Raw genomic sequence first — 21,713 nt, 5'->3', positions numbered from 1 at the left:
GAGTGCAAGGAGATGTTTTATGATCAAAATACTAGTAGTCGATGACGAGAGCAGTATACGGACGGCTTTAGCATATGCGCTGCGCAGGGAAGGTTATGAGGTGGAGACGGCTGCGGATGGTCAGGAGGCGCTGGGTATGGTGGAAACTTTCCAGCCTGCAGTTATGGTACTCGATGTCATGATGCCTCGTATAAATGGATATGACGTATGCCGCAAGCTGGATGGACAGCTGAGGCCTGCGATTCTGCTCTTGACGGTCAAGGATGATATTGTCGATAAAGTGCTGGGACTGGAGCTGGGTGCTGACGATTACATGACCAAGCCATTTGATATGCGGGAGCTACTGGCCAGAGTCAAGGCGTTATCACGCAGGGGAAGTTATGCTCAACAAGCGCAGCAAGAGCAACAGCAGGATGTGCTCAGATTGGGAGAACTGACCGCTGAGTTGTTCAGCCGGACGGTGTCGATTCAGGGTAAACAGCTCGATTTAACACCTAAGGAATTTGATCTGCTAGTCTTGCTGATGCGCAATCCGGGTCGGGTCTATTCACGGGAAGTGCTGCTGGAGAAGGTATGGGATATGGATTTTGCAGGTGGAACCCGCACCGTGGACATCCATGTGCAGCGTCTGCGCAAAAAGCTGGGCAGTCACCACGGGCTCATTCAGACGGTGTACGGTATCGGCTATAAAAGCACGGGGTCACCCTAGATGATCGGCAAATTCCGGCTGGGCCTGAAGGGGAAAATGTCACTGCTGCTCGCTCTCTTACTCGTTTTTATCGTAACCTGCCTGAGTGTTCTGGTGCTGAAAGGTATCCGGGAGAACCAGCGAACCATGCTGGAGCAGTCTTTTACCCAGCAAGCGGAAGCAGCCAATCTACGCGTACGGGAGGAATATCTAACTGGGAGACGGGTTCAGCCGGACCAGTTTATGAAGCAGACGGGTCAACGGCTGGCTGTAGATTTGGGTGCACAAAGTGGTATGGCGGTGACGCTGTATACGGTGGACGGTACCTTTGCCGGTACCTCGCTGCCATTTCAGCCCCGCGCTGATGTTCAGGATGCTCTGCATTTTACAGCCCAGGGGCAGTCGGCGTACATTACCGAAGGGGATCAGCTGTTGTTTCTCGCTCCACTGTACAATGCCGAGCAGCGTCTGGGCACGGTGCAGTTTCATGCCTCGCTCGTCGAGCAAAATGCTTTTTACGCCCGGACTCAGCGGTTGTTTCTTCTTGCCGGAGCCATCGTTCTGGGTGTCGGTTTTCTAATCGGCTACTTGTACGTCAGGCGGCAGGTCAATGTCATTAACCGACTGAACAAGGCGGCCTCACTAATTGGTCAGGGGAATTATCTGTCGGCCCCTTCTGTAGTTAGAAAGGATGAACTGGGCGAGCTTGCGGAGGGAATCTATGAAATGAGTCGCAGCATTTCCACATCCGTCGGAGCGTTGCATGAAGAGAAACAGAAGCTGCTTGAAGCAGTGGGGCGACTTCGAGAACTGGAGCAGCAACAGAAGCAATTTATCGGCAATATCAGCCATGAGCTGAAGACACCGTTAACCTCGATTATCGCGTACGCCGACTTGTTGAAAATGTACGGAGATGATCCTGCTCTGCTAGACGATGCTGGAGGGCGTATTCACGTGGAGGCACAGCGGCTGTACAGTCTTGTAGAGAAGGCGTTGCAGTTGTCTGCGATGGATGTTTACGAGTTTGAGACGCAGGCGGAGGTGGTTCCACTACGGCCTTTGCTAGAGGAAGCCGTAGCCCGGCTGCAAGGAAAGGCGGACAGCTGCGGGGTCACGATCCAAACTTCGCTTGCTGAAGGTGAGGTGTGGGTGGATCCCGAGAACGTGATGCACATAATGCTTAATTTACTGGACAATGCGATAAAATATAATCGACCAGGCGGACAAGTCCACCTGCTTAACTACATTACAGCACCAACAGATGGGACGCAGCGGATGATTATCGAAGTTGCCGATACGGGAATCGGTATTCCGGAGGAAGCCGAGCTACGTATTTTCGATCCGTTCTATACAGTTAGCAAAGACCGATCAAGAGCCAGCGGTGGAACAGGACTTGGGTTAGCTCTGGTTCGTAACCTGGCCGAGAAGCAAGGAGGAACGGTACAGCTTATCGAGACGGGACCGGATGGGTCGCGTTTCACGGTGGAGCTTCCACTGCATGCTTCTGGTTCGGAAGGAATAAAATATACACAAACTAACAAAGGCGAAGCTCGGAATGAATAAGATCATCCGGGCTTTTCGACGTGATTGACCCCCAATATGGATTCAACGATTGTTTACAAGTTCGTTACAAGCCAGATATTTTTGCGAAATATTGTCTCTCTATACTAAGGGTCATGGGGGAGCTTGCAACAGACTAAGCAGACCACAACCGGATCAAGCGGCCCGGGTCTGAATTACATTTTTGAGCAGGAGGACCTCGATGAAGATGAACAGAAGGAACTACATCGCCGTACTGCTTGCCGCGACCTTGCTGTCAGCCGGCATAATATCGGGTTGTAATGCAGCGCAGGAGGGCAGAACAGCACCGGTTCGAAACACGCCCGATGCAGGAAGTCGCACCAACACCGAGACGGGAGGAGGAAAGCGTGAGCTGACCGTAGTTAAAGAGGGCAAACCGCCTGCTGAGCAGGGAATTGCCGTGCAACGGATACACCGGATTGAAGGTGCAAATATAGAAAAATGGTTCTCAGACCACGAACTGGAGATCCAAGTGACCGCATTGGAGAAGCAGGCGACGGCTACAGATGAAGCGCAGTTTAGCTACAGTCGGTTCCGTTTTGATCTGGAGACAGAACAGCGCCAGAGCATCGAGGAGAAACCGGGAGCAAGTCAAGGGGAGGTCATCAAATCATTTCCATCGCCGGACGGGAAATACAGCTTCATTCAGACCTGGAAGAACAAATATGAGGCCGTGAATGCGATCAAAAATTTGGCCACAGGGGAGCGGAATGAGCTGCTAGCGATTAACAATTATATGGAAGTGGGCGGTTGGCTCAATAATGACACCTATATTCTTGCCGCCGGCTCGATGGAGGGCCTAGGTGCGATATGGAAGATTTCTGTAGACGGCACCCGGGAAAAGATCGAGTTGCAGGATTCCGAAGTAGAGTTCTTCACCCAATTTGCTGTGGGTAATGGACAGATTTATTACACAGATAACAATAGCCGCCTGAAAAGCTTCACCTCCACACAAGCTCGGCCAACCCTGCTAGCCACGGATGTCTCCACCTTGAGTCTGTCTCCTGACAGTCAACGGATTGCCGTCACCACCACAAGAAGCGGCGGGCAGGAAGAAGAGAGCCTGCTCATCTATGATACGAGTGGTCATGTGCAAGGCTTACAGATCGGTAAAGGTGATTTGGTGTCCTATCAATCCTGGTCCCCCGATTCTTCCAAGCTGGCCTTCGCGGTTTATACCGAGGATAAGGGCGGCATGAATGGGATCTATATTTTTGATACTGTCTCCGGCAAGGTATCGCCGCTAGGGTTATCGTATTTTCCGGTATATCCGCCAAGCTGGAGCCCTTCTGGTGCAAGGCTCGGTATCACTGTGGATGACAAAGAGAAGCTTATCGTAACCCATATTGTCGATTTCAAACAATGATGATGTTCGGAAAAAAAGGAGAAGAAAAAGGAGAGATCGTTATGAAAAAAAACACTTTTGTCCCTCATCGTAGTGGGAATGACTTTATCGGGAGCTGCCGGTGTGTATGCCGGAAGCAAGCTGGAGAAGATCAGCGCTTATTTGAATCACGGCATTACCTTTAAAGTTAACGGGGCTGTTCAATCCTTAACAGACAGTAATGGCAAAAAGCTTGTGCCAATCACCTATCAAAACACGACGTATTTGCCAGTGCGGGTCATTTCCAACATGGCTGGAATCAATGTACAGTTCGATGCCACCAGCCAGCAGATTCGCCTGGAAACGACACAGGGCGGCGATAACCAGCCTGCAGGTGAGCTGATGACCATCAATTACAATGAAGCACAGATTAAGGCGATCAAAAAGGCTTACGCCAATTTCGAATCCTTTGAGACAGCCTATGTTCCAAAGCAAATGACTGCAAACGACAGTTACGTTAAAGCGGCAGCTACGGGCGATGGAGTCAATTTGATCTTTAGGCATATGATTGTTAATGTGTCACCACGGGATTATTCCACCGACTATGAATCCAAAGAGGTCAAGTTATCTAATGGCGTCATCGCGAAGTGGTATACACCTTCTGATACACCGATGCTGGGATTCCAACTGGACGACCGGACGGTGACGATTAGCTCCCCTGACGGCTCCTTGAGCAACAGCCAAATCGAGCAGGTCGCTGTTAGTGTAGCTAAACTGAAGTAAGGCTCTGAATTTACAAGTTAGGATTTGAACCCAAACGTGGCACCGTACTTAAGAACGAATAAGCTCGTGAATTCCCATCTAAGGGGATTTGCGAGCTTTTTACATAGTAGAAAAAAAGGGCGTTATAAGTACCTAAGAAGGCATATTTGGAACAGTGATGTCCGTATAATAGGAACAGGGCGGACAAAGAGTCGAGTTTACCAATGCTTACTCCCATGGGATTTTTAAGATTCCGCCATTATCAATTCCCATGAAGGACAGCGCGTGTTATTATATGAATGTCCACTGGTGAAATACAATCATAACACGGGGTATAAGGTAGATGTTCTGGTGACTCGGGTCGTTGGCAATCCTGAGTCGATGAAGTAGGGGGGATAATTTGTAAGCGCTGTCAAATTTGAAAGACAGGTAGGTCATTAATGTTATCCGTTAGGTTAAGCAAGGAATAATAAGAGCCGTACAGATCTATCAATTATGCCGGGGGTTGGGACAATGAGCATAAAGGAAGAGGCATTACAGGCACATAGGGTGAGACACGGTAAGCTCGAAATTGCGACTAAAATGCCGCTTAATAACAAACACGATCTGGAGCTGGCATATACGCCGGGGGTAGCGGAACCTTGCAAAGAAATTGCCAAAGATAAAGAAAAGGCCTATGAGTACACGATCAAAGGTAGCACTGTAGCCATTGTAACGAATGGGACAGCCGTTTTGGGGCTTGGCAATATCGGCCCCGAGGGGGGATTGCCCGTTATCGAAGGCAAGGCGCTGCTTCTTAAGAAGTTTGGCAACGTGAACGCATTCCCGATCTGTATCGACAGCCTTGATCCGGATGAAATTGTAAGAACCATTCAAGTTATCGCACCCGGCTTCGGAGGTATTCATCTGGAGGATATAAAGGCGCCTGAATGCTTCTACATCGAGGATAAGCTGAAGGAAACTCTAAATATTCCCGTATACCATGACGATCAGCACGGAACGGCCGTTGCCGTGCTTGCGGGTCTGCACAACGCTATGAAGATTGTTGATAAATCTTTGGACAGTATGCGTATCGTGATCAACGGCGCGGGTGCATCGGGTATTGCTATTGCAAAATTGCTGCTCGCGGCAGGGGCAAGGCATATGGTACTATGCGATATTAACGGAGCAATTTCGGAGAATACTGGCTCAATGAACGAGGCCCATCAAAGAATCGCAAAAGTTACGAATAGGGATTTCGAGACAGGAACCCTTGAAGATATTATTAAAGGCAAGGACGTATTCATCGGGGTGTCGGTTGAAGGAGTGCTGACGAAGAAAATGGTGCAAACCATGAATCCAGACTGCATCATCTTCGCTCTTGCCAACCCCGTGCCGGAGATTATGCCGGAGGAGGCTATTAAAGGTGGAGCAAGAATAGTAGCCACAGGTAGATCTGATTACCCCAATCAGATCAACAACCTTCTGGTATTCCCAGGCATCTTCCGAGGTGCTTTGGACGCAAGAGTACGGAATATTACGGACGAGATGAAGCTTGCCGCGGCTCAAGGCATTGCAGACCTGGTGAACGATGAGGAACTTAATGAAAATTACATTGTTCCGGATGCCTTCGACAAGAGACCGAGTATTGCCGTTAGCGAAGCGGTAATCCGAATCGCCCGGAAGACGGGGGTCTCAAGAATATAATTTTCGAAAATCATTTATAGAATTTTTTGGTTGACTCTCTTATAAATACATGGTATATTATATTTCGTTGTTGCAAAACATTGCATCAACGAAAAACGCGGTCGTGGCGGAATTGGCAGACGCGCACGGTTCAGGTCCGTGTGGGCTAACCCCCGTGGAGGTTCGAGTCCTCTCGACCGCATTATCTTAACAAAGAAAAAGCTTCTGAATTTATCCTTGTGATAGTTCGGAGGCTTTTTGTATGCTTGGGGTCGGCGAGATATTAGCGAGAGCTCCAAATATTGACTTATATTATCGGATATGGTATTCTTATCTTTAATACATTAGCGGACATCAAGTACGGAATTCTAAAAATACCTAATGACCACTAACCTTTATTAGTGGCCATTGAAATAGTTGTGTTAAATAATTTGATTTTTGGAGGAATCCTATGCAAACAGGTACAGTTAAATGGTTTAATGCTGAAAAAGGCTTTGGTTTTATCGAAATCGAAGACGGAAACGATGTGTTTGTTCATTTCAGCGCGATTGAGGGTGATGGTTACAAGTCGTTGGATGAGGGTCAACGCGTCCAGTTCAATGTGACCCAAGGCAATCGTGGACCGCAGGCTGAAAGCGTCTCTAAACTTTATTAAATCATTCGAGCTGCCCTAAATGTGGGGCAGTTTTTTTATTTATGCTTTACATCCATACACGAGGACTGTCATTTTCGTGATTAAAATAATATAAGCGGAGGTATTGTAATGAACAAAGAACAATTGATTGAAGAAGTGGCGAAATCTAGTGGATTTTCAAAAAAGAATGCTGAAAAGGCAGTAACACATGTGTTGGACTCGATTTTTGAAGCTCTAAAGCAAGGCGAAGAAGTTCAACTAGTTGGCTTTGGAAGATTTAATGTCCGTAGTCGCGAAGCACGTATGGGAAGAAGCCGCAGAACGGGTGAAGAGGTGGAACTTCCGGCGGGTAAAGTTCCTGTATTCACGGCAGGAGTCACTCTGAAAAAGGCTTTAAATTAAGCTTAACGCCAAATGCTAATATAAAAAAAGATGTGACCACATCAGAAAGCGGTTTTTTATCAAAACAACTACACATGATTCGAACGTTAGTATCGGATTTTCTACCATTGATGATATTATTAATTTTTACTCCAAACAGAGTTTGGAGAGAAAAGCAGCCAATCTGAGCAATTTAAAGAATGACACAAGCAACGAAAGGGATGATAAATGATAATTGGAGAAATGATTCTTTACAACCGACCAGTATGGACAATTAAGAAGAGTTCGTTGTTGATAACGATTTTCTGCGTTTTTTCTTCATTGCTGCGAGTGACTCCCACGAAAAGGGGAGTACTATGAAATCACTTCAAGAATACACCCGTTGGAAGAAGGACATGGCTCTTCACGGTAAATCGGATTTGCGGAAGAGCGTCTGGCAGTTGGTTAATAGCATTATTCCCTTCCTCTTGCTGTGGGGTCTTGCCTATGAAACGCTGTCTATCTCAATATGGATCTCACTGTTGCTTGCAATTCCGGCAGCCGGATTCATGATCCGAATCTTCATTATATTCCATGATTGCTGCCATCTGTCGTTCTTAACTGGGAAGAAGGCGAATACGATCATCGGAACGATGACGGGAATCCTCACTTTCTTCCCTTATGAGCAATGGAAAAATGAGCACTCCATTCATCATGCGACTAGCGGCAATTTAGGCCGTAGAGGCACAGGTGACATTTGGACGCTGACTACGAAGGAATACGTGGCACTCTCCCCATGGAAGCGTTTGGGATACCGCTTATACCGCAACCCATTTGTCATGTTCGGGCTTGGACCGATATTTATCTTCTTGTATGTATACCGCTTGAACCGGAAGAGTGCCAGGCGCAAAGAGCGCATGAATACGTACCTCACAAACGCAGCGTTAGCAGGCTTGATGGGACTGCTCTGTTGGTTGCTAGGCTGGAAGGAGGTCCTACTGGTGGAGGGGACGATTCTCTACTTGTCTGGCGTTGCGGGCATATGGCTCTTCTACGTGCAGCATCAATTTGAGGGTACCTATTATGAGCGTGCAGATGAGTGGGATTTCGTTAGCGCGGCTATGAACGGCAGCTCCTATTATAAGCTACCCAAAATCCTGCAATGGATGACGGGGAATATCGGCTTCCACCATATTCATCACCTGGATCCTCAGGTGTCGAACTATAACTTGCAGTTAATGCACGATAGCAACGCCGCCATGCAGGGCGTTCCTGCCATCGGAATTCGCTTGAGCCTGCAGGCGCTTCGATACCGACTGTGGGACGAGAGCAGCAAACGATTTGTGGGGTTTCGGGGTCTGAAAGAATAAACATAAGGCAGATCGTAGTTTCTTGCGATCTGCCTTATTTTATTCCCAGTTTTGGTAATGCTCGAGGTCCAAGGGTTTTTCCCTTTTTCAACGAAAAAACTGCAAAATATACATCACGATATAAAGAAGTGTACCTACTGCAATGATAGTGAAAACAAAATACCCAAAATAGCGAAGAATACGCGGCATTTTTTCCATATCAATCTTTTGCGTTGGTACACCCATAATGTTTCTATAGTGATCGGTTACGGAGTTAAAGGAGGATATTTCCTCCTGTGTTTTATTACTTTCTCCATTATCCGAGTTAGTCATAAACAACACACCTCTTTATAACGTGGTTTCAGGAATTGTAGCACTATACAAGCTATATTTTCAAATTTTTAGAAGCTAGGTGCAGAGCATAGAGTAGAGGCAGAGGTACGAAAGTTAGGTGCAGAGCATAGAGTAGAAGCAAGGTGCAGAGCCTAGAGTAGAAACGAGGTGCAGAGCCTAGAGTAGAAACAAGATGCAGAGCCAAAGTGTTAAAACTGAGCATGAGAGTGAAGTTCGGAGTGCTAACGGAAATGTGGTCCGCTATATGGCTGAAATTAGCAGGTTACAAATTCTAACGGAAATGAGAGACGTTATTCGGGCTAGAACCGACTAATATCCCTCATTTTTGGTCCAATAACGACTCCTAGTTCCGTTAGAAATTCTAGTGGCCTTATTTTACCGAAATAAGGGCTGTGAGTTCCGTTAGCCGTATGATGAAATTCGCGTCATCATCTCCCAGCAGAGGTTAGAGTAGGGGCTGAGGTACAAAAGCTAGGCGCAGAGGTTAGAATAGAGGCTTGAGGTACAAAAGCTAGGTGTAGAGCACAGAGTAGAAACAAGGTGCAGAGCCAAAGTGTTAAAACTGAGCATGAGAGTGAAGTTCGGAGTGCTAACGGAAATGTGGTCCGCTATATGGTTGAAATTAGTAGGTTGCAAATCCTAACGGAAATGAGGGACGTTATTCGGGCTAGAACCGACTAAGGTCCCTCATTTTTGGTCCAATAACGTCTTCTAGTTCCGTTAGAAATTCAAATGGCCTTATTTTACCGAAATAAGGGCTGTGATTTCCGTTAGCCGCATAATGAAATTCGCGTCATCAACTCCCAATGGACATTATTGCCCGTTACAGGGGCGGCGTACGGGGAAGCAATGCTAACGGTCAATAATGTTAGAGTGATCCGACGCAACATGGGGATGTCCCATATCCCCGCTTTGTCCCCGTCTTTGACGCGAAAAAAGGGTTGTCCCCAAGTCGGATAATCAACTTTGGAGACAACCTCTTCCTGCTGCGCACCATGTGATGCACATGGTTCAGAATCACTATTAAAACGCTCCAGTGTCTTGCTTGAAGATCAATAGGAAGAGATCGTTCCTATAAACCAATCGGGGGCGGCAAAGGCACTGTAGTGATCGATGTTGTTCCAGATAAAAAAGCGAACCCTTCATTGGAAACCTTCCAATTTGGAGTTGAAGTTGGCTCTGCTGAAAAAGATGGACAAAAGCGGATGCGAACGGATTCCATAGAGGTTGCTTACCAATGATTGGCGGTACAACGGCAAGGGCGGCAAGCTGATTAAGAGCTAAGAGCTAAGAGCTAAGAGCTAAGAGCTAAGAGCAAAGAGCAAAGAGCAAAGAGCAAAGAGCTAGAGTTAAGTTGCAACCCTCCCTCCTTAATTAAACCAGGACTGTTACTGCGCCTTAATGTAGTTGACAGCCATCATACGCCACACCGTGCGCTGGGAGTGTGCGATTTATTATAAAAGAGAGGCCATGCCCTTAGCAAAAAAGATGGCGAGAATCACAATCTTCTGCGCTGCTCGCTCGGCGAATGGCCGGAATAGTTGCGAAATAGCTTGATGAAATAGCTTGTATGCTCATAGCCAAGCTGCTCTGCTATTTCCTGAACAGTGAGATCGGATTGATCTAGCAGCTCTTGCGCACGTTCCATTTTGACCCTGGTTACAAAAGAGATGAAGTTTTCCCCGGTTTCAACCTTGAACATTCGACTAAAATGGCTGGAATTCATATGGATTCGCTGTGCCATTTCCTCCATGCTTATTTTTTCGCCCGGATTCATGATCACATAGCGTTTAGCCTCAGCAACCTCCTTGCGAAGTGAGACGTCCTTAATTGCCCCAAGAGACGTAATCTTTTGCTCCAAATACTGCGTAAGCCACCGTTCCAAATGGTCTAGCGTTTCTATGGCATAAATGATACGGTGAAATTGCTCGACGTTGAAATTAGTAACAAAGCTTTGCATCACGGTATATTTAAGCTCAATTTCTGTAACCAGCTTCAATACCAGGCCTTGCACAGCCTCGACAGGATACTTCAAGTGATTTATGTGGATGATCCAGTGATGGACCGTTGTTGCAGCTAGTTGCTTGTCTTTGCCGACGATACAGTTTCGAATGCTTTGCAATATGTTGGTATAGTGAACGAAAATATCATCTTTCGTCATTTTTATAGCTTGCCATTTGACGAGACAATTCTCTCCAGCATAAAAACGAAAGGAGCCCAATTCTAAAATCTGCTGCGCTTGGGTCTTCAACTCAGTCAAGTTTTCGCAAACCCCTCCCAGATAGAAGGAGATGCCGGTTTTTAGATACTGGATCATTTTAATTTGGATTTGCTTAAGCAGTAGTTGGATCTCTTCATACAGATTGCGAGAAATCGTTTTTGGAAAAGGAAACATAATCAGCGAAGAGCGTTCATCGAAGGAGAGGAGCACACAACCTTCGATAGTAATCAGTTCATCGAGTCCATTAAGGAGCACAAACTGCATATTATGCTTTCCACCAAAACGCTCCTCTAATTCATTCGGATGCTCAAGAATCGCCATAACCGGCAAGTAGGGCATTTTTTGATGAAAATGAATACCGATGGACTCTGCTTTTTCCTCCCACTCCGTTAGATTCCATATGGGCTGCTCAATTAATGAGCGCAGGAAAGTGGCTCGGATTGTTGAACCGTTGGACTTTACGACATCCTGTAGCTGTTGATGCTCACGCTGCGATGCGCGTTCGGCATCCAGCTTCCCGCGAAGTTTTTTTAAAATCTCCGTAATCTGCTCAATCCGCAAGCTTTCTTTCAGTACATAATCACTGACCTCCAGTTGTACGGCACGCTGAGCATATTGGAAATCCTCATGGCAAGACAGGATAATCGTTTTTAGTCGAGAGTTCGCTGCACAGGCGAGTTGAATGACTTCCAAACCGTTCATTATTGGCATACCAATATCGGTAATTAATATGTCGGGCCGATGCGTAACGCAGGCTTCTAACGCTTCCTCACCGTCAGCGCAAGTTGCAATCAGCTCAAGTCCAAGGCTTTGCCAAGGGATATTAGCAGAGAGATAGTTAAGCATGGGCATATGATCATCGGAAATAATTACTTTATACATGGTAGTCCTCCTTCCCGGTCTGGAGCGGCAGCATTAATGTGACGCAGGTTCCTTGCTGATCCTGACTACGAATAGTCATTTCAAACTGCTCGCCAAAAATCAGTTTCAAACGATCATATACATTGGACAAGCCGATGCCAGTAGATTGCTGTTGATCGTCTGCAAGAGAGACATTAATAATTTCCCATGTTTGCAGTTCGAGACGCTGTTGCAAGGCCTCTAAATCCGCCGCCTTCATACCTCGGCCATTATCTTCGATTTCTATTTTCAACATGACCTTGTTTTTTTCATGACAATTCATGCTTCCCATATGCTCTATTGGCTCGATTTGCTCAATGCGAATAGCTATAATTCCGCCTTTGCTGCTAAACGCATGTTTATAGGCATTTTCGATAATGGGTTGAAAAATAAAGCGGGGCATCGTTTCAAGCCATAGCTCCTCTTTTATATTCATCTTGACTTCGATCGGATGCCTCATTGTGAAATTCATTAACTCAATATAATCTTTTACCGTCTCCAGCTCTGCATAGAGTGTAATAAACTCATCCTTTTTGGAAATCGTTGCCCGCAACAATGAGGATAGAGAACCAATCAGTTCGGCGTTTTCCTCATCCTGCTTCATCAGAAGCTGCATGCGAATAGAACTCAGCACATTGAACAAAAAATGCGGATGGATCTGCGCTTGCAGAAGTGATAGCTCTGCGCGCCGTTTCAACTCTTGCTCGATCTGTACCTGATCCAAAGTGCGCTGAATTTGATCCAGCATCTTGTCAAAGGAACGACCGAGACTGCCAACCTCATCACTACCGCGGATATTGGAGCGAATGGTGAGATTACCGCCTTCTACCTTCTTTGCTACTTGACCGAGTACTTTTACGGGCTTGGTAAAGCGCTGTAACAAATAGGTGAGTGCAATCAGAAAGCTGACTGCCAACAATATTTGAACCAAGATGCCGCTCCGAGAAATACCGTTCAGCTTTTCAGTTAATTGCTCATAGCGGGCAACACTTACCAGGCGCCAGTCGGAAAATCGAACAGGCATCGAGATGTAGAGCTGGTTCTCTCCGTTAGCATGAATGATACTTGGCGATTCCAACGCTTTTGTATCCAAGATAGAATCGAAGTTTTGCCCAATCAGCTCGTCTTTACGATTTGATAAAATGCGATTTTGACCGTCAAGCAAATAAATATCCTCTTTAAAATCAGCAAACAGCTCGCGAATTGTATTTTCGGTGCGGCTGACGATGAGGTAGGCATATGGTGAACGTGACACATCCTCCATGATCGCGCGTGCCGTGATGATGACATATTGCTGATCGGCAGATTGCGGAGGCAAATAGTTCTGCTCTGCTCCAAGAAACAAGGTCTCGAACGGAGAGAGCTTGGACATCCCGGAAAACCATTGCTTTTCAAAAAACAGCTTAGGCTGAAAATCGTAAAATGAATAATCGGAATAAGCCCTTCCATCCTCTAGCAGCAGAGTAATTTTCAGGTCGCTTTTCTCTCCGGCAATTTGCTCCAATCGGGTCGTCAGTCGTTTCGCTGCAGTCGGATCATCTTTGGCTATATCAAGCAAAGTTTTAATTTCCGCATCAAATTGAATGAAGTTCGATACGGAGATCATTTCTTCCAAAATCGCTCTGATTTGAGACTGAATGATAGCAAGCGATTGGGTTGCGCTTTCTTGGGAATGCTCACGAATAATCCATTGGGAGTAAACATTGGTGATGTTTAGCATGAGAATCGTCGGAAGCATTAAACACAAAATGGAAGTCATAATCAGTTTTTTGCGAAGCGACATTTTACGTAAGAAATTATGCAACCGCTCTCATGCCTCCTTTATTTACGATTATATATGAACGAAAAGAATCTTGTCGAATACGATTTTGGGTATTACGCAAGTTAGCATATTTTTTTCGGAATAGAAAAAATCGTTTCATGTAATGAACAAACCCCGCTTCTATAATGGGCTTATAGTGAAGTAAGCGAGAGGTGATAGAGATGAAGCAACGCAAGCAGTCTTTCTATAATAGTATAGCTGGATACCTATTTGTTTTGCCGATGTTGCTGACGACTATGCTGCTGACAATAATACCGATTTTCCTGTCGGGCATAATTAGTTTTACGGATTGGAATTTCATCACAGGGCTGGGAAATATCCATTTTATTGGTTTTGGCAATTATGAGGAGTTATTCAAGGATGAGCATTTTTGGCGGGCGATGAAAAATAATCTGACGATGATATTGACTGTTCCATTCAGTATGATTATTGCGCTTGTGTTGGCAGTTCTGATTGATCGCGTGACGTATTTCAAATCGTTCTTTAAGGTAATCTATTTCATGCCGTTTATATCCAGCTTTGTAGCCGTCTCATTATTGTGGAGAGTACTATATCATCCAACAAGCGGACCGATTAACGGTTTTCTAAAATCAATTGGAATTGCTAATCCGCCACTATGGCTTGCAGATCCACAGTATGCACTAATCGCTGTGATGATCATTATGGTTTGGACAGGCCTTGGATTCAATATGATCTTATTTATTGCGGGCTTACAAGGGATTCCGAAGGATTTGTATGAGGCTGCCGATATGGATGGGGCTTCGAAATTCAGACAGTTTATGAATGTTACTATTCCGATGCTGTCACCAACCATCTTTTTCTTGCTGATTACAGGGATCATCGGCTCCTTCAAAGTGTTTGATCTGGTAATGGTGTTGACCGAGGGTGGTCCGGCAGGCTCTACTTCAGTGATCGTGCATTATTTGTATGAGGTTGCCTTCGTTAATTTGCGCTCGGGGTATGCATCTGCAATTGGAATTCTATTATTGTTCTCTCTGATGATCGTTACGGTTGTTCAATGGTTTGGACAGAAAAAATGGGTCAACTATTAAGGAGTGATCAAGCATGCAAACGATTCGTGTTAACCGTGTATTGGTCACGGTTCTGATGGCAGTCGCAGGTATCTTCTTTATTATGCCGTTTCTGTGGATGCTCTCCGCATCCTTCAAGCCTGAGCTTGATGTTATGAAATATCCAATTCAGTGGATTCCGGAAACCTGGCGTGCCATTGAAAATTATAGAGAAGTGATATTTGGTACGGTACCCTTCGGACTTTATTATTGGAACAGCATTAAGGTAACATTAGCTACAACAGCCTTTTCGCTGACCATATCATCCATGGCTGCTTATGGCTTTTCGAAAATTGCCTTTAAAGGGCGCGACTTCTTGTTTCTCGTCGTTTTAGCGACATTTATGATCCCCTCGCAAGCGGTACTTGTTCCGCAGTTTATTATTTACCGTTGGTTCGGACTGTTTGACAGTCATACAGGACTTATGCTGCTTGGCGCCTCCGGTGTGCTTGGAACGTTTATGCTGCGCCAGTTCTTTATGGGCATTAACAATGAAATTATCGAGTCGGCGAGAATAGATGGAGCGAATCATTGGTCGATTTTTTGCAAAATAGCGCTTCCACTCGTAACACCAGGACTGGCAACGTATATGATTTTGCGTTTCATTTGGACATGGAACGATTATCAAGGCCCTCTAGTCTTCCTGCGATCAGAGAACCTTTATACGATTCAGCTTGGCATCAGGAAGTTTTCGGATATGCATGGCGAGTTTTACTCACTTATGATGGCAGGTACGGTCATTGCGATATTCCCTTTGCTGCTGATCTTTATTTTTGGGCAAAAATATGTCATTGCAGGCGTAGCTTCAGGCAGTGTGAAAGGTTAATCCCCGTTTGAAATCCGCATCAGCGGTTTCGATACAGCATTACGTTTCTTTACAAATAAAGGGAGGGTATTACTATGAAACATTTTTGGGCAAAATCGATGGCAGGACTGCTAGTATCGACTTTGTTGCTTTCTGCTTGTTCCATCTCAGGGGGAAACAAAGCGAATGAAAAACCAGAAGGAACGAGTGAAGACGAAGTTGTAACCTTGAAGTTTAATACTTGGAACAGTCTCGATGCAGGGTTTGACGTTATGATCAAAGAATTTGAGAGCACTCATCCAAATATTAAAATTGATTTCGTCTCGCCGGGCGACAATAACTCGCTGGAGGCTATGAAAAGAGTTGATTTAGCCGCGGCCTCTAATGAAGATATGGATGTTATCATGGTGCCCGGAACGAATCAGCTCGTACCTAGAATTGCGCTTGATATGTTCGAGCCGCTTGATGACTACATGGCCAAGGAAGGCGTTGCTTATGAAGACGAATATAAAGTTGATTTGAAAGTAAACAACAAATACTACGGGCTTCCAGGAACGATGACGACGAATTTGGTTATTATAAATGAGGATCATTTGAAAGAAGCTGGTCTTGAAGTTCCTAAGGATTGGACTTGGGACGAGTACTTGGAATATGCGAAAGCGATGACGAAAACAGAAAACGGTAAAACGAGGTACGGGAACTATTTTCACACTTGGGCGAACTATGCGTCACTGGCGTTAAACGGTCAGATGGAAAATACAGGGCTTGTTATGGATGATCATAAAACAGCCAATATTCTAAATCCGGCACTGAAAAAATCACTCGAGCTTCGCTTGCAATCTCAAAAAGATAAATCGTCAACTCCTTATGCAGAAGTGATCAGCCAAAAGCTGAACTATCGTCCGCAATATTTGAATCAAGATGCAAGCATGCTCATTACGGGATCTTATATATTAGTTGACGTTGGCGGTACGGAAACCGTTCCCGCTAACTTTAAGACTGTGTTCGCTCCTTATCCTAAATTGAATAAAGAAGATCCGATGGTTGGACCGATAAGCGCAGATATTTTGACGATATACGGTAGATCGAAGCATAAGGAAGAAGCCTACACATTCGTCCGCTGGTTTACCACAGAGTGGTTAACGATGCAAGGGCAGTATTTGCCATCCTGGAAAGGTGCAGACCTTGAGAAGGTAGTAGATAAAATCATTTCCAATACCCAAACGCCTGAGCATGTGGATAAAGAATCTCTTCTGTATGTGCTGAACAATTCCATTACACCCAAAATAAATGTGCCGGTCTCTTATCAGCCTGAAGTTGAGAAAATCTTCATTGAAGAGTTCGACCGCCTGATGCTTGCTAATCAGGATTTGGATACAACGATGAAAAATATGAATGAGAAAATTCAGAAACTGATTGATGATAGACAATAATGATTGTTTTGTAGTGGGAGGTCATGGATCATGACAAAAGTTCATTCCGATCGCTTGAATGGATCAATCGATGTCGGTGAATCGTTCAGGACGCTGGAAAGCCAGTATTTTCAAGGACATGAAGTCACTTCGTTTGCTCCTCTCAAGCAGCAGGGCACGCTGAAATGGGTGCGCGCCAGCCGCAAGCCAAGAATGGCGTTTAATAAGATAGATTACTTTTTCGAGCCGACGGCGATGTGGGAGTTTCCTCCTGACTATGAGCAATCGCCGGAAATGCCCTTTAAGCTTACCTTTGTAGCGCGGGATACCGTGCGGATTCAAATTCAGACACGCCTTAGAACGGCCGCCGCTATTCCATCGGTTATGCTTGATGGAGAGATTGGCATAGATGAGTCTTGGCGTGAAGAAAAAATGGAGAAGGGTTATCGTTGGAGTAATGAATGCGGCTCTGTTGAACTGGAGCTTGCTCCATTCCGTTTGATCTTTAGAGACAGTAAAGGTAGAGTGCTGACTCAAACGTATCATCACGAAGATAAGCCGTCCTTAAACAATACGTACCCTATTCCGTTTTCCTATGCGCGTTCTATTTCCGATATGTCACATCGCTTGGCGGCCTCCTTTTCCTTGTCTCCTGGAGAGAAAATATTTGGCACAGGCGAGTCCTTCACGGCATTGAATAAGCGCGGGCAGCGTATGCGATTGTTTACCCGGGACCCATTGAGCGCGCAGTCGCCTGATATGTATAAACCGATTCCGTTTTTTATGAGCAATAAAGGTTATGGCATGTTTATTCACTCCAGTGCTCCGATGACGTTCGATATTGGTCAGGATTACGATGCCGCCAATACTCTTTATGTGGATGATGACAGTATTGATTTGTTTTTCTTTTTTGGAGAGCCTAAGCAGCTCCTGCTATCCTATACAGCGATAACAGGAAGAAGTCCGCTTCCTCCACTATGGTCTTTTGGGCTTTGGATGAGTCGGATTACGTATAACTCTGAAGCACAGGCTAGAGAGGTGGCTGCTAAGCTTAGAGAGTATGATATTCCCTGTGACGTCATTCATTTGGATACCGGTTGGTTTGAGCAAGATTGGCGTTGCGACTATCAGTTTTCATCCAGCCGCTTCGATGATCCGCAGCAAATGATTAACGATTTGCGCAAGGACGGTTTTCGGATCAGTTTATGGCAAATTCCTTATTTTACGCCGCATAACCTGTTTTTTGAGGAACTGATTGAGAAGGGCTTGGTCATTACAGATAATGAAGGCAATTTGCCGACAGGCGATGCTATTCTGGACTTTAGTAATCCAGAGGCGGTTGCATGGTATCAAGAGAAAATTGAAGGTTTGCTGGATATGGGCGTTGCCGCGATCAAAGCAGACTTCGGCGAAAGTGCGCCGATCTATGGACGTTATCATTCCGGCAGAAGCGGACGACTGGAGCATAATCTTTATCCGCTTCGCTATAACAAAACGGTTGCAGAAATAACGAAAAAGGTAACGGGCGATACGATTATTTTTGCCCGCAGTGCTTGGGCGGGAAGTCAGCGTTATCCGCTTCATTGGGGCGGCGATGCTGAGAACACGGACTCTGCTATGCATGCCAGCTTGCGTGCGGGTTTATCGATGGGGCTTAGCGGCTTCACTTATTGGAGTCATGATATTGGCGGATTTGTGAAGAAGAGCCCGGAGTCTCTATACCGTCGCTGGCTTCCATTCGGCATGCTCTCCTCACACAGCCGTGCGCACGGAGCTCCGCCCAAGGAGCCGTGGGCTTACAGTGAGCAGTTCTTGAAGGATTTTCGAGCTGCGGTACAAATGAAATACAGATTGATGCCCTATATTTATACGCAGTCTTATTTGTCATCCGAAGCAGGATTGCCGATGATGAGAGCGATGTTCATAGAATATCCGCAGGACCCGGCATGCTGGATGGTTGATGATCAGTATTTATTCGGCTCAGATCTGCTTGTAGCTCCTATGTTGGAGGAGACCTCTGAGCGCCACGTTTATTTGCCGAAGGGCAAGTGGATCGACTACCAAACAGGTGAAGTCTATGAAGGCGGTGGCTGGGTAACTATTACAGCAGGTGATATCCCGATTATCGTATTGGTGCGCAGCGGTGCAATCATTCCGCAGGTAGAGCCTGCTGCTTCTCTTGATTTTGTGAATTGGGAGGAAGTAGAGGCGGTGGCTTATAGCGCTGATGGAGCCACTTGTTCTGGCGTTTTTTATCATCCAATTACGAGGAAGTTAGTAGAGTTAGAGGATCGAAGGGTCAACTCTTAATACACAAACCAAGCGACTTCGGACATATGTCCGGAGTCGCTTTGCTCGATCTCTCCATAGAGGAGTTTAATTTGCTAAAAAGTTTCTCAGATATTCTTCTATTTTATGAATCGAAGTGACAGAGAACTTTTTATCTTTATAGTTTATTAAACCCTCGTCTATACACTGAGCTATTGAACGATTTAAACTTCTGATGGGAGTACAGACCTCGCTGGACAAGGTTTGCTTTGTTAGATGTTCTAAATCGTCGATTTTGTAATGATTACGTATACTTAATAAGATTCGATCTTTAACTGTTAACAGTGATAATTGCGCTACGGTATCTGAACTTAAAATTAATTTTGAGGCAAGTTGTTTTATAATGTAGAGATTAAAATTAAAGTCGATTTTCATCCATTCATAGACCTTTGTCTTATGGATAGCTATCGTTTCACAATTTTGTTGGGCAATAACACCAAGTGTTTTAATTTTTTTATTAAAAATTTCTATCTCCCCAAAACAACTATATGAATCATAGATATATAAGGAAACCATTGTTCCTGTATAGCCTTGTCTGTAAACTTCTGCAATACCTGTAGTTAGAATATAAAGATGATGGTTTTGCTCATGCGGGTGAATAATAAGACTGCCTTTTTCATGTCTTCTATAAATAAATTCTGTCTTAATATGTGCAGGTGCATTATTCACGATATCTTTTAAATTCATATTTTCCCTTCTTCTTTTGGTCATTTGACCTATTTTTCGTTATAAATCGAATTATATAATAAGGCCAACCAAGATGGGGGGGCTTATTATGAGAAAATTGATTATCGACACAGATACGGGAAGTGATGATGCAGTTGCGTTAATCATGGCTTTAAAATCATCGGAAGTGGATGTTTTGGCTATTACGACAGTTTGTGGCAATGTGCCGCTGGAACTGGCGACTAAAAATGCCTTAATGACGGTAGAAGTAACCCATGCGCAAATGCCGCCGGTCTATGTAGGGGCGGGCAAACCACTGATGAGGGATCTCGTCACAGCGGTTAATGTACATGGAGAAGATGGCATGGGAGATAGCAACTTAATTCATCCTATCCTTCATTCTGAGCCCGGACACGCCGTTGATATGATCTTAGACTTGGTAGAGAAAAACCCGGGAGAAGTGGAAATTATTACTATCGGACCTGTAACCAATATAGCATTTGCCATATTAAAAAAGCCAGAAACGATGAAAAAAGTTAAGCGTATTTATTCGATGGGGACTGCTGGATTTGGACCTGGAAACACGACCCCGGTTGCTGAATTTAATGTATATGTAGATGCAGAATCTTATAGCATTATGATGAAATCAGGAATTCCTATAACTATAATCGGTTTTGATGTTTGTTTAGGTGAAGCGGCCTGGAATAGAGAAGATATGGAACTAATATTAGAAAGCCAAAAGGAAGAAGCTGTATATGCTGTTCAATGTAACCGGTGCCTTTTAGAATACAATCTGCAAGCACGAGGGGAGCATTTTGTTGATTTACCTGATGCTGTCGCCATGGGTGTTGTGCTATGGGGTGATATCGTTCTTGAGGACAAATTATGTTATTGCTATGTCTGTACCACAGAAGAAGCAACATATGGTCAGGTTGTAATTAATGATGGCAGCAAATTAGCGATATCAGATGGATTTGGCAGCAATCTTCCTAATGCGGTGGTTTGTAAGCGAATAGATCATCAGTTGTACAAGCAACGTTTATCTAGTTTATTGATTCGTTAAGTTTCTGATAGATGCGATATTGAAAATTAATATGTATAAAAAAGGTGCATAAAATGATTGAAATAAAAAAATACCTTGATTTTATCAAAGAAGTTGAAGGTTTGAAGTCCGTCACAAGGACGGCTTGGACGCAGACAGGACGGCAAGAAAGCACGGCCGAGCATTCATGGAGATTAGCACTTTTTGTAGCCATTACAGCCATGCAAATCCCAGAAATAGATTATGAAAAGGTGCTATTTATGAGTTTAATCCATGATCTTGGCGAACTTTACACTGGAGATCAATCTGCAGTATTAATGTCAGATAAAGCAGAGAAGACCAAAGAAGAAAAAATTGCAATTGATAGATTGGCAGGTTTTCTACCCTCTGAAGTTGGCAAGCATTTCATAGCCGTGTGGGAGGAATACGAGGAAGGTATAACAAAGGAAGCCATTTTCGTAAAAGCCCTTGATAAAGCTGAAACTATTATACAGCATAACCAAGGGCATAATCCTCAAGACTTTAACTATGAATTCAATCTTACGTACGGTTTGAAATACTTTGAAGAGGGAGCTTTTTTAAAGGAATTAAGAGCAGAATTGAATAGAGAGACAGAGAGCAAAATAAATGATAAATAAGGACAACCCTCTCTAAAAACACGATTTGCTGGAATTTGGAAACTAAACTGTGACCTGCAAGCTGAAGACTTTGAAAAAAGTTGCTCATCTTG

The 21,713-nt window shown here is 44.8% G+C and carries 19 protein-coding genes and 1 tRNA gene; 16 read left to right on the top strand and 4 right to left on the bottom strand.

Annotation, left to right across the window (positions count from 1 at the left end):
* Positions 1 to 19 precede the first annotated feature (19 nt).
* From EI981_RS19075 to desA, 9 genes are all read left to right on the top strand, one after another.
* Complete coding sequence (locus EI981_RS19075) at positions 20 to 709, top strand: response regulator transcription factor (RefSeq protein ID WP_127000852.1); 690 nt, start codon at positions 20 to 22, stop codon at positions 707 to 709.
* Positions 710 to 2,251 carry a sensor histidine kinase gene (locus EI981_RS19070; protein ID WP_127000850.1) on the top strand — a complete coding sequence of 514 codons (1,542 nt, stop codon included), beginning with the start codon at positions 710 to 712 and terminating at the stop codon, positions 2,249 to 2,251.
* A 199-nt stretch (positions 2,252 to 2,450) separates the two neighbouring features.
* Entirely contained in the window at positions 2,451 to 3,635 is a 1,185-nt protein-coding gene (locus tag EI981_RS19065; protein ID WP_127000844.1) for a TolB family protein, read from the top strand.
* A gap of 78 nt (positions 3,636 to 3,713) precedes the next feature.
* Complete coding sequence (locus EI981_RS19060; RefSeq protein ID WP_127000842.1) at positions 3,714 to 4,376, top strand: stalk domain-containing protein; 663 nt, start codon at positions 3,714 to 3,716, stop codon at positions 4,374 to 4,376.
* 492 nt (positions 4,377 to 4,868) lie between these two features.
* The gene (locus tag EI981_RS19055; RefSeq protein ID WP_127000840.1) at positions 4,869 to 6,041 is read left to right on the top strand and encodes an NAD(P)-dependent malic enzyme; all 1,173 of its coding nucleotides are present in this window, start codon (positions 4,869 to 4,871) and stop codon (positions 6,039 to 6,041) included.
* Between the two features lie 97 nt (positions 6,042 to 6,138).
* A tRNA-Leu gene (locus tag EI981_RS19050) sits at positions 6,139 to 6,222 on the top strand.
* A 249-nt stretch (positions 6,223 to 6,471) separates the two neighbouring features.
* Positions 6,472 to 6,675: a cold-shock protein gene (locus EI981_RS19045; protein ID WP_127000838.1), complete on the top strand. Its 204-nt coding sequence runs from the start codon at positions 6,472 to 6,474 to the stop codon at positions 6,673 to 6,675.
* A 108-nt stretch (positions 6,676 to 6,783) separates the two neighbouring features.
* Positions 6,784 to 7,056: an HU family DNA-binding protein gene (locus EI981_RS19040; RefSeq protein WP_127000836.1), complete on the top strand. Its 273-nt coding sequence runs from the start codon at positions 6,784 to 6,786 to the stop codon at positions 7,054 to 7,056.
* A 335-nt stretch (positions 7,057 to 7,391) separates the two neighbouring features.
* Positions 7,392 to 8,384: a Delta(5) desaturase DesA gene (desA, locus tag EI981_RS19035; RefSeq protein WP_127000834.1), complete on the top strand. Its 993-nt coding sequence runs from the start codon at positions 7,392 to 7,394 to the stop codon at positions 8,382 to 8,384.
* Positions 8,385 to 8,471: 87 nt separating this feature from the next.
* Here the strand turns inward: desA and EI981_RS19030 are convergent, their stop codons facing one another.
* Positions 8,472 to 8,696, bottom strand: a complete 225-nt coding sequence (locus EI981_RS19030; RefSeq protein WP_127000832.1) for a hypothetical protein — start codon at positions 8,694 to 8,696, stop codon at positions 8,472 to 8,474.
* A 1,127-nt stretch (positions 8,697 to 9,823) separates the two neighbouring features.
* On the opposite strand from EI981_RS19030, the gene EI981_RS30005 reads away from it, so the two are divergent.
* Entirely contained in the window at positions 9,824 to 9,958 is a 135-nt protein-coding gene (locus EI981_RS30005) for a hypothetical protein (protein WP_257791987.1), read from the top strand.
* A gap of 257 nt (positions 9,959 to 10,215) precedes the next feature.
* Here EI981_RS30005 and EI981_RS19025 read toward each other — a convergent pair whose 3' ends face one another.
* Entirely contained in the window at positions 10,216 to 11,820 is a 1,605-nt protein-coding gene (locus tag EI981_RS19025) for a helix-turn-helix domain-containing protein (RefSeq protein WP_127000830.1), read from the bottom strand.
* Positions 11,813 to 13,642, bottom strand: a complete 1,830-nt coding sequence (locus EI981_RS19020; protein WP_227011495.1) for a sensor histidine kinase — start codon at positions 13,640 to 13,642, stop codon at positions 11,813 to 11,815. The genes EI981_RS19025 and EI981_RS19020 overlap by 8 nt, the downstream gene beginning before the upstream one ends.
* A gap of 179 nt (positions 13,643 to 13,821) precedes the next feature.
* On the opposite strand from EI981_RS19020, the gene EI981_RS19015 reads away from it, so the two are divergent.
* The 4 genes from EI981_RS19015 (at position 13,822) to EI981_RS19000 (ending at position 19,257) form a co-directional block, all read left to right on the top strand.
* Complete coding sequence (locus EI981_RS19015) at positions 13,822 to 14,712, top strand: carbohydrate ABC transporter permease (protein WP_127000828.1); 891 nt, start codon at positions 13,822 to 13,824, stop codon at positions 14,710 to 14,712.
* 13 nt (positions 14,713 to 14,725) lie between these two features.
* Positions 14,726 to 15,556 (top strand): carbohydrate ABC transporter permease, encoded by an 831-nt coding sequence (locus tag EI981_RS19010; protein ID WP_127000826.1) that lies wholly within the window; start codon positions 14,726 to 14,728, stop codon positions 15,554 to 15,556.
* 74 nt (positions 15,557 to 15,630) lie between these two features.
* The gene (locus EI981_RS19005) at positions 15,631 to 16,968 is read left to right on the top strand and encodes an ABC transporter substrate-binding protein (protein ID WP_127000824.1); all 1,338 of its coding nucleotides are present in this window, start codon (positions 15,631 to 15,633) and stop codon (positions 16,966 to 16,968) included.
* A gap of 30 nt (positions 16,969 to 16,998) precedes the next feature.
* Complete coding sequence (locus tag EI981_RS19000) at positions 16,999 to 19,257, top strand: glycoside hydrolase family 31 protein (protein WP_127000822.1); 2,259 nt, start codon at positions 16,999 to 17,001, stop codon at positions 19,255 to 19,257.
* Between the two features lie 66 nt (positions 19,258 to 19,323).
* Here EI981_RS19000 and EI981_RS18995 read toward each other — a convergent pair whose 3' ends face one another.
* Positions 19,324 to 19,962, bottom strand: coding sequence for a Crp/Fnr family transcriptional regulator (locus tag EI981_RS18995; protein WP_127000820.1), 639 nt, complete (start codon positions 19,960 to 19,962; stop codon positions 19,324 to 19,326).
* 88 nt (positions 19,963 to 20,050) lie between these two features.
* On the opposite strand from EI981_RS18995, the gene EI981_RS18990 reads away from it, so the two are divergent.
* The gene (locus EI981_RS18990; RefSeq protein ID WP_127000818.1) at positions 20,051 to 21,004 is read left to right on the top strand and encodes a nucleoside hydrolase; all 954 of its coding nucleotides are present in this window, start codon (positions 20,051 to 20,053) and stop codon (positions 21,002 to 21,004) included.
* A 53-nt stretch (positions 21,005 to 21,057) separates the two neighbouring features.
* Positions 21,058 to 21,621 carry an HD domain-containing protein gene (locus EI981_RS18985; protein ID WP_127000816.1) on the top strand — a complete coding sequence of 188 codons (564 nt, stop codon included), beginning with the start codon at positions 21,058 to 21,060 and terminating at the stop codon, positions 21,619 to 21,621.
* Positions 21,622 to 21,713: the final 92 nt, after the last annotated feature.

It is taken from the genome of Paenibacillus lutimineralis (assembly GCF_003991425.1).
Classification (GTDB): Bacteria; Bacillota; Bacilli; order Paenibacillales; family Paenibacillaceae; genus Fontibacillus; species Fontibacillus lutimineralis.
The sequence above is the reverse complement of the archived record's forward strand: the minus strand, read 5'-3'. Positions and strand labels throughout refer to the sequence as shown.

Bases quoted from the DNA above. Each gene is read 5' to 3' on its own strand.
- EI981_RS19030 (WP_127000832.1), bottom strand. From the start codon at position 8,696: ATGACTAACTCGGATAATGGAGAAAGTAATAAAACACAGGAGGAAATA.
- EI981_RS18990 (WP_127000818.1), top strand. From the start codon at position 20,051: ATGAGAAAATTGATTATCGACACAGATACGGGAAGTGATGATGCAGTT.
- EI981_RS18985 (WP_127000816.1), top strand. From the start codon at position 21,058: ATGATTGAAATAAAAAAATACCTTGATTTTATCAAAGAAGTTGAAGGT.
- EI981_RS19060 (WP_127000842.1), top strand. From the start codon at position 3,714: ATGACTTTATCGGGAGCTGCCGGTGTGTATGCCGGAAGCAAGCTGGAG.
- EI981_RS19010 (WP_127000826.1), top strand. From the start codon at position 14,726: ATGCAAACGATTCGTGTTAACCGTGTATTGGTCACGGTTCTGATGGCA.
- EI981_RS19065 (WP_127000844.1), top strand. From the start codon at position 2,451: ATGAAGATGAACAGAAGGAACTACATCGCCGTACTGCTTGCCGCGACC.
- EI981_RS18995 (WP_127000820.1), bottom strand. From the start codon at position 19,962: ATGAATTTAAAAGATATCGTGAATAATGCACCTGCACATATTAAGACA.
- EI981_RS19000 (WP_127000822.1), top strand. From the start codon at position 16,999: ATGACAAAAGTTCATTCCGATCGCTTGAATGGATCAATCGATGTCGGT.
- EI981_RS19015 (WP_127000828.1), top strand. From the start codon at position 13,822: ATGAAGCAACGCAAGCAGTCTTTCTATAATAGTATAGCTGGATACCTA.
- EI981_RS19040 (WP_127000836.1), top strand. From the start codon at position 6,784: ATGAACAAAGAACAATTGATTGAAGAAGTGGCGAAATCTAGTGGATTT.
- EI981_RS19045 (WP_127000838.1), top strand. From the start codon at position 6,472: ATGCAAACAGGTACAGTTAAATGGTTTAATGCTGAAAAAGGCTTTGGT.
- EI981_RS19025 (WP_127000830.1), bottom strand. From the start codon at position 11,820: ATGTATAAAGTAATTATTTCCGATGATCATATGCCCATGCTTAACTAT.
- EI981_RS19070 (WP_127000850.1), top strand. From the start codon at position 710: ATGATCGGCAAATTCCGGCTGGGCCTGAAGGGGAAAATGTCACTGCTG.
- EI981_RS19055 (WP_127000840.1), top strand. From the start codon at position 4,869: ATGAGCATAAAGGAAGAGGCATTACAGGCACATAGGGTGAGACACGGT.
- EI981_RS19005 (WP_127000824.1), top strand. From the start codon at position 15,631: ATGAAACATTTTTGGGCAAAATCGATGGCAGGACTGCTAGTATCGACT.
- desA (WP_127000834.1), top strand. From the start codon at position 7,392: ATGAAATCACTTCAAGAATACACCCGTTGGAAGAAGGACATGGCTCTT.
- EI981_RS19075 (WP_127000852.1), top strand. From the start codon at position 20: ATGATCAAAATACTAGTAGTCGATGACGAGAGCAGTATACGGACGGCT.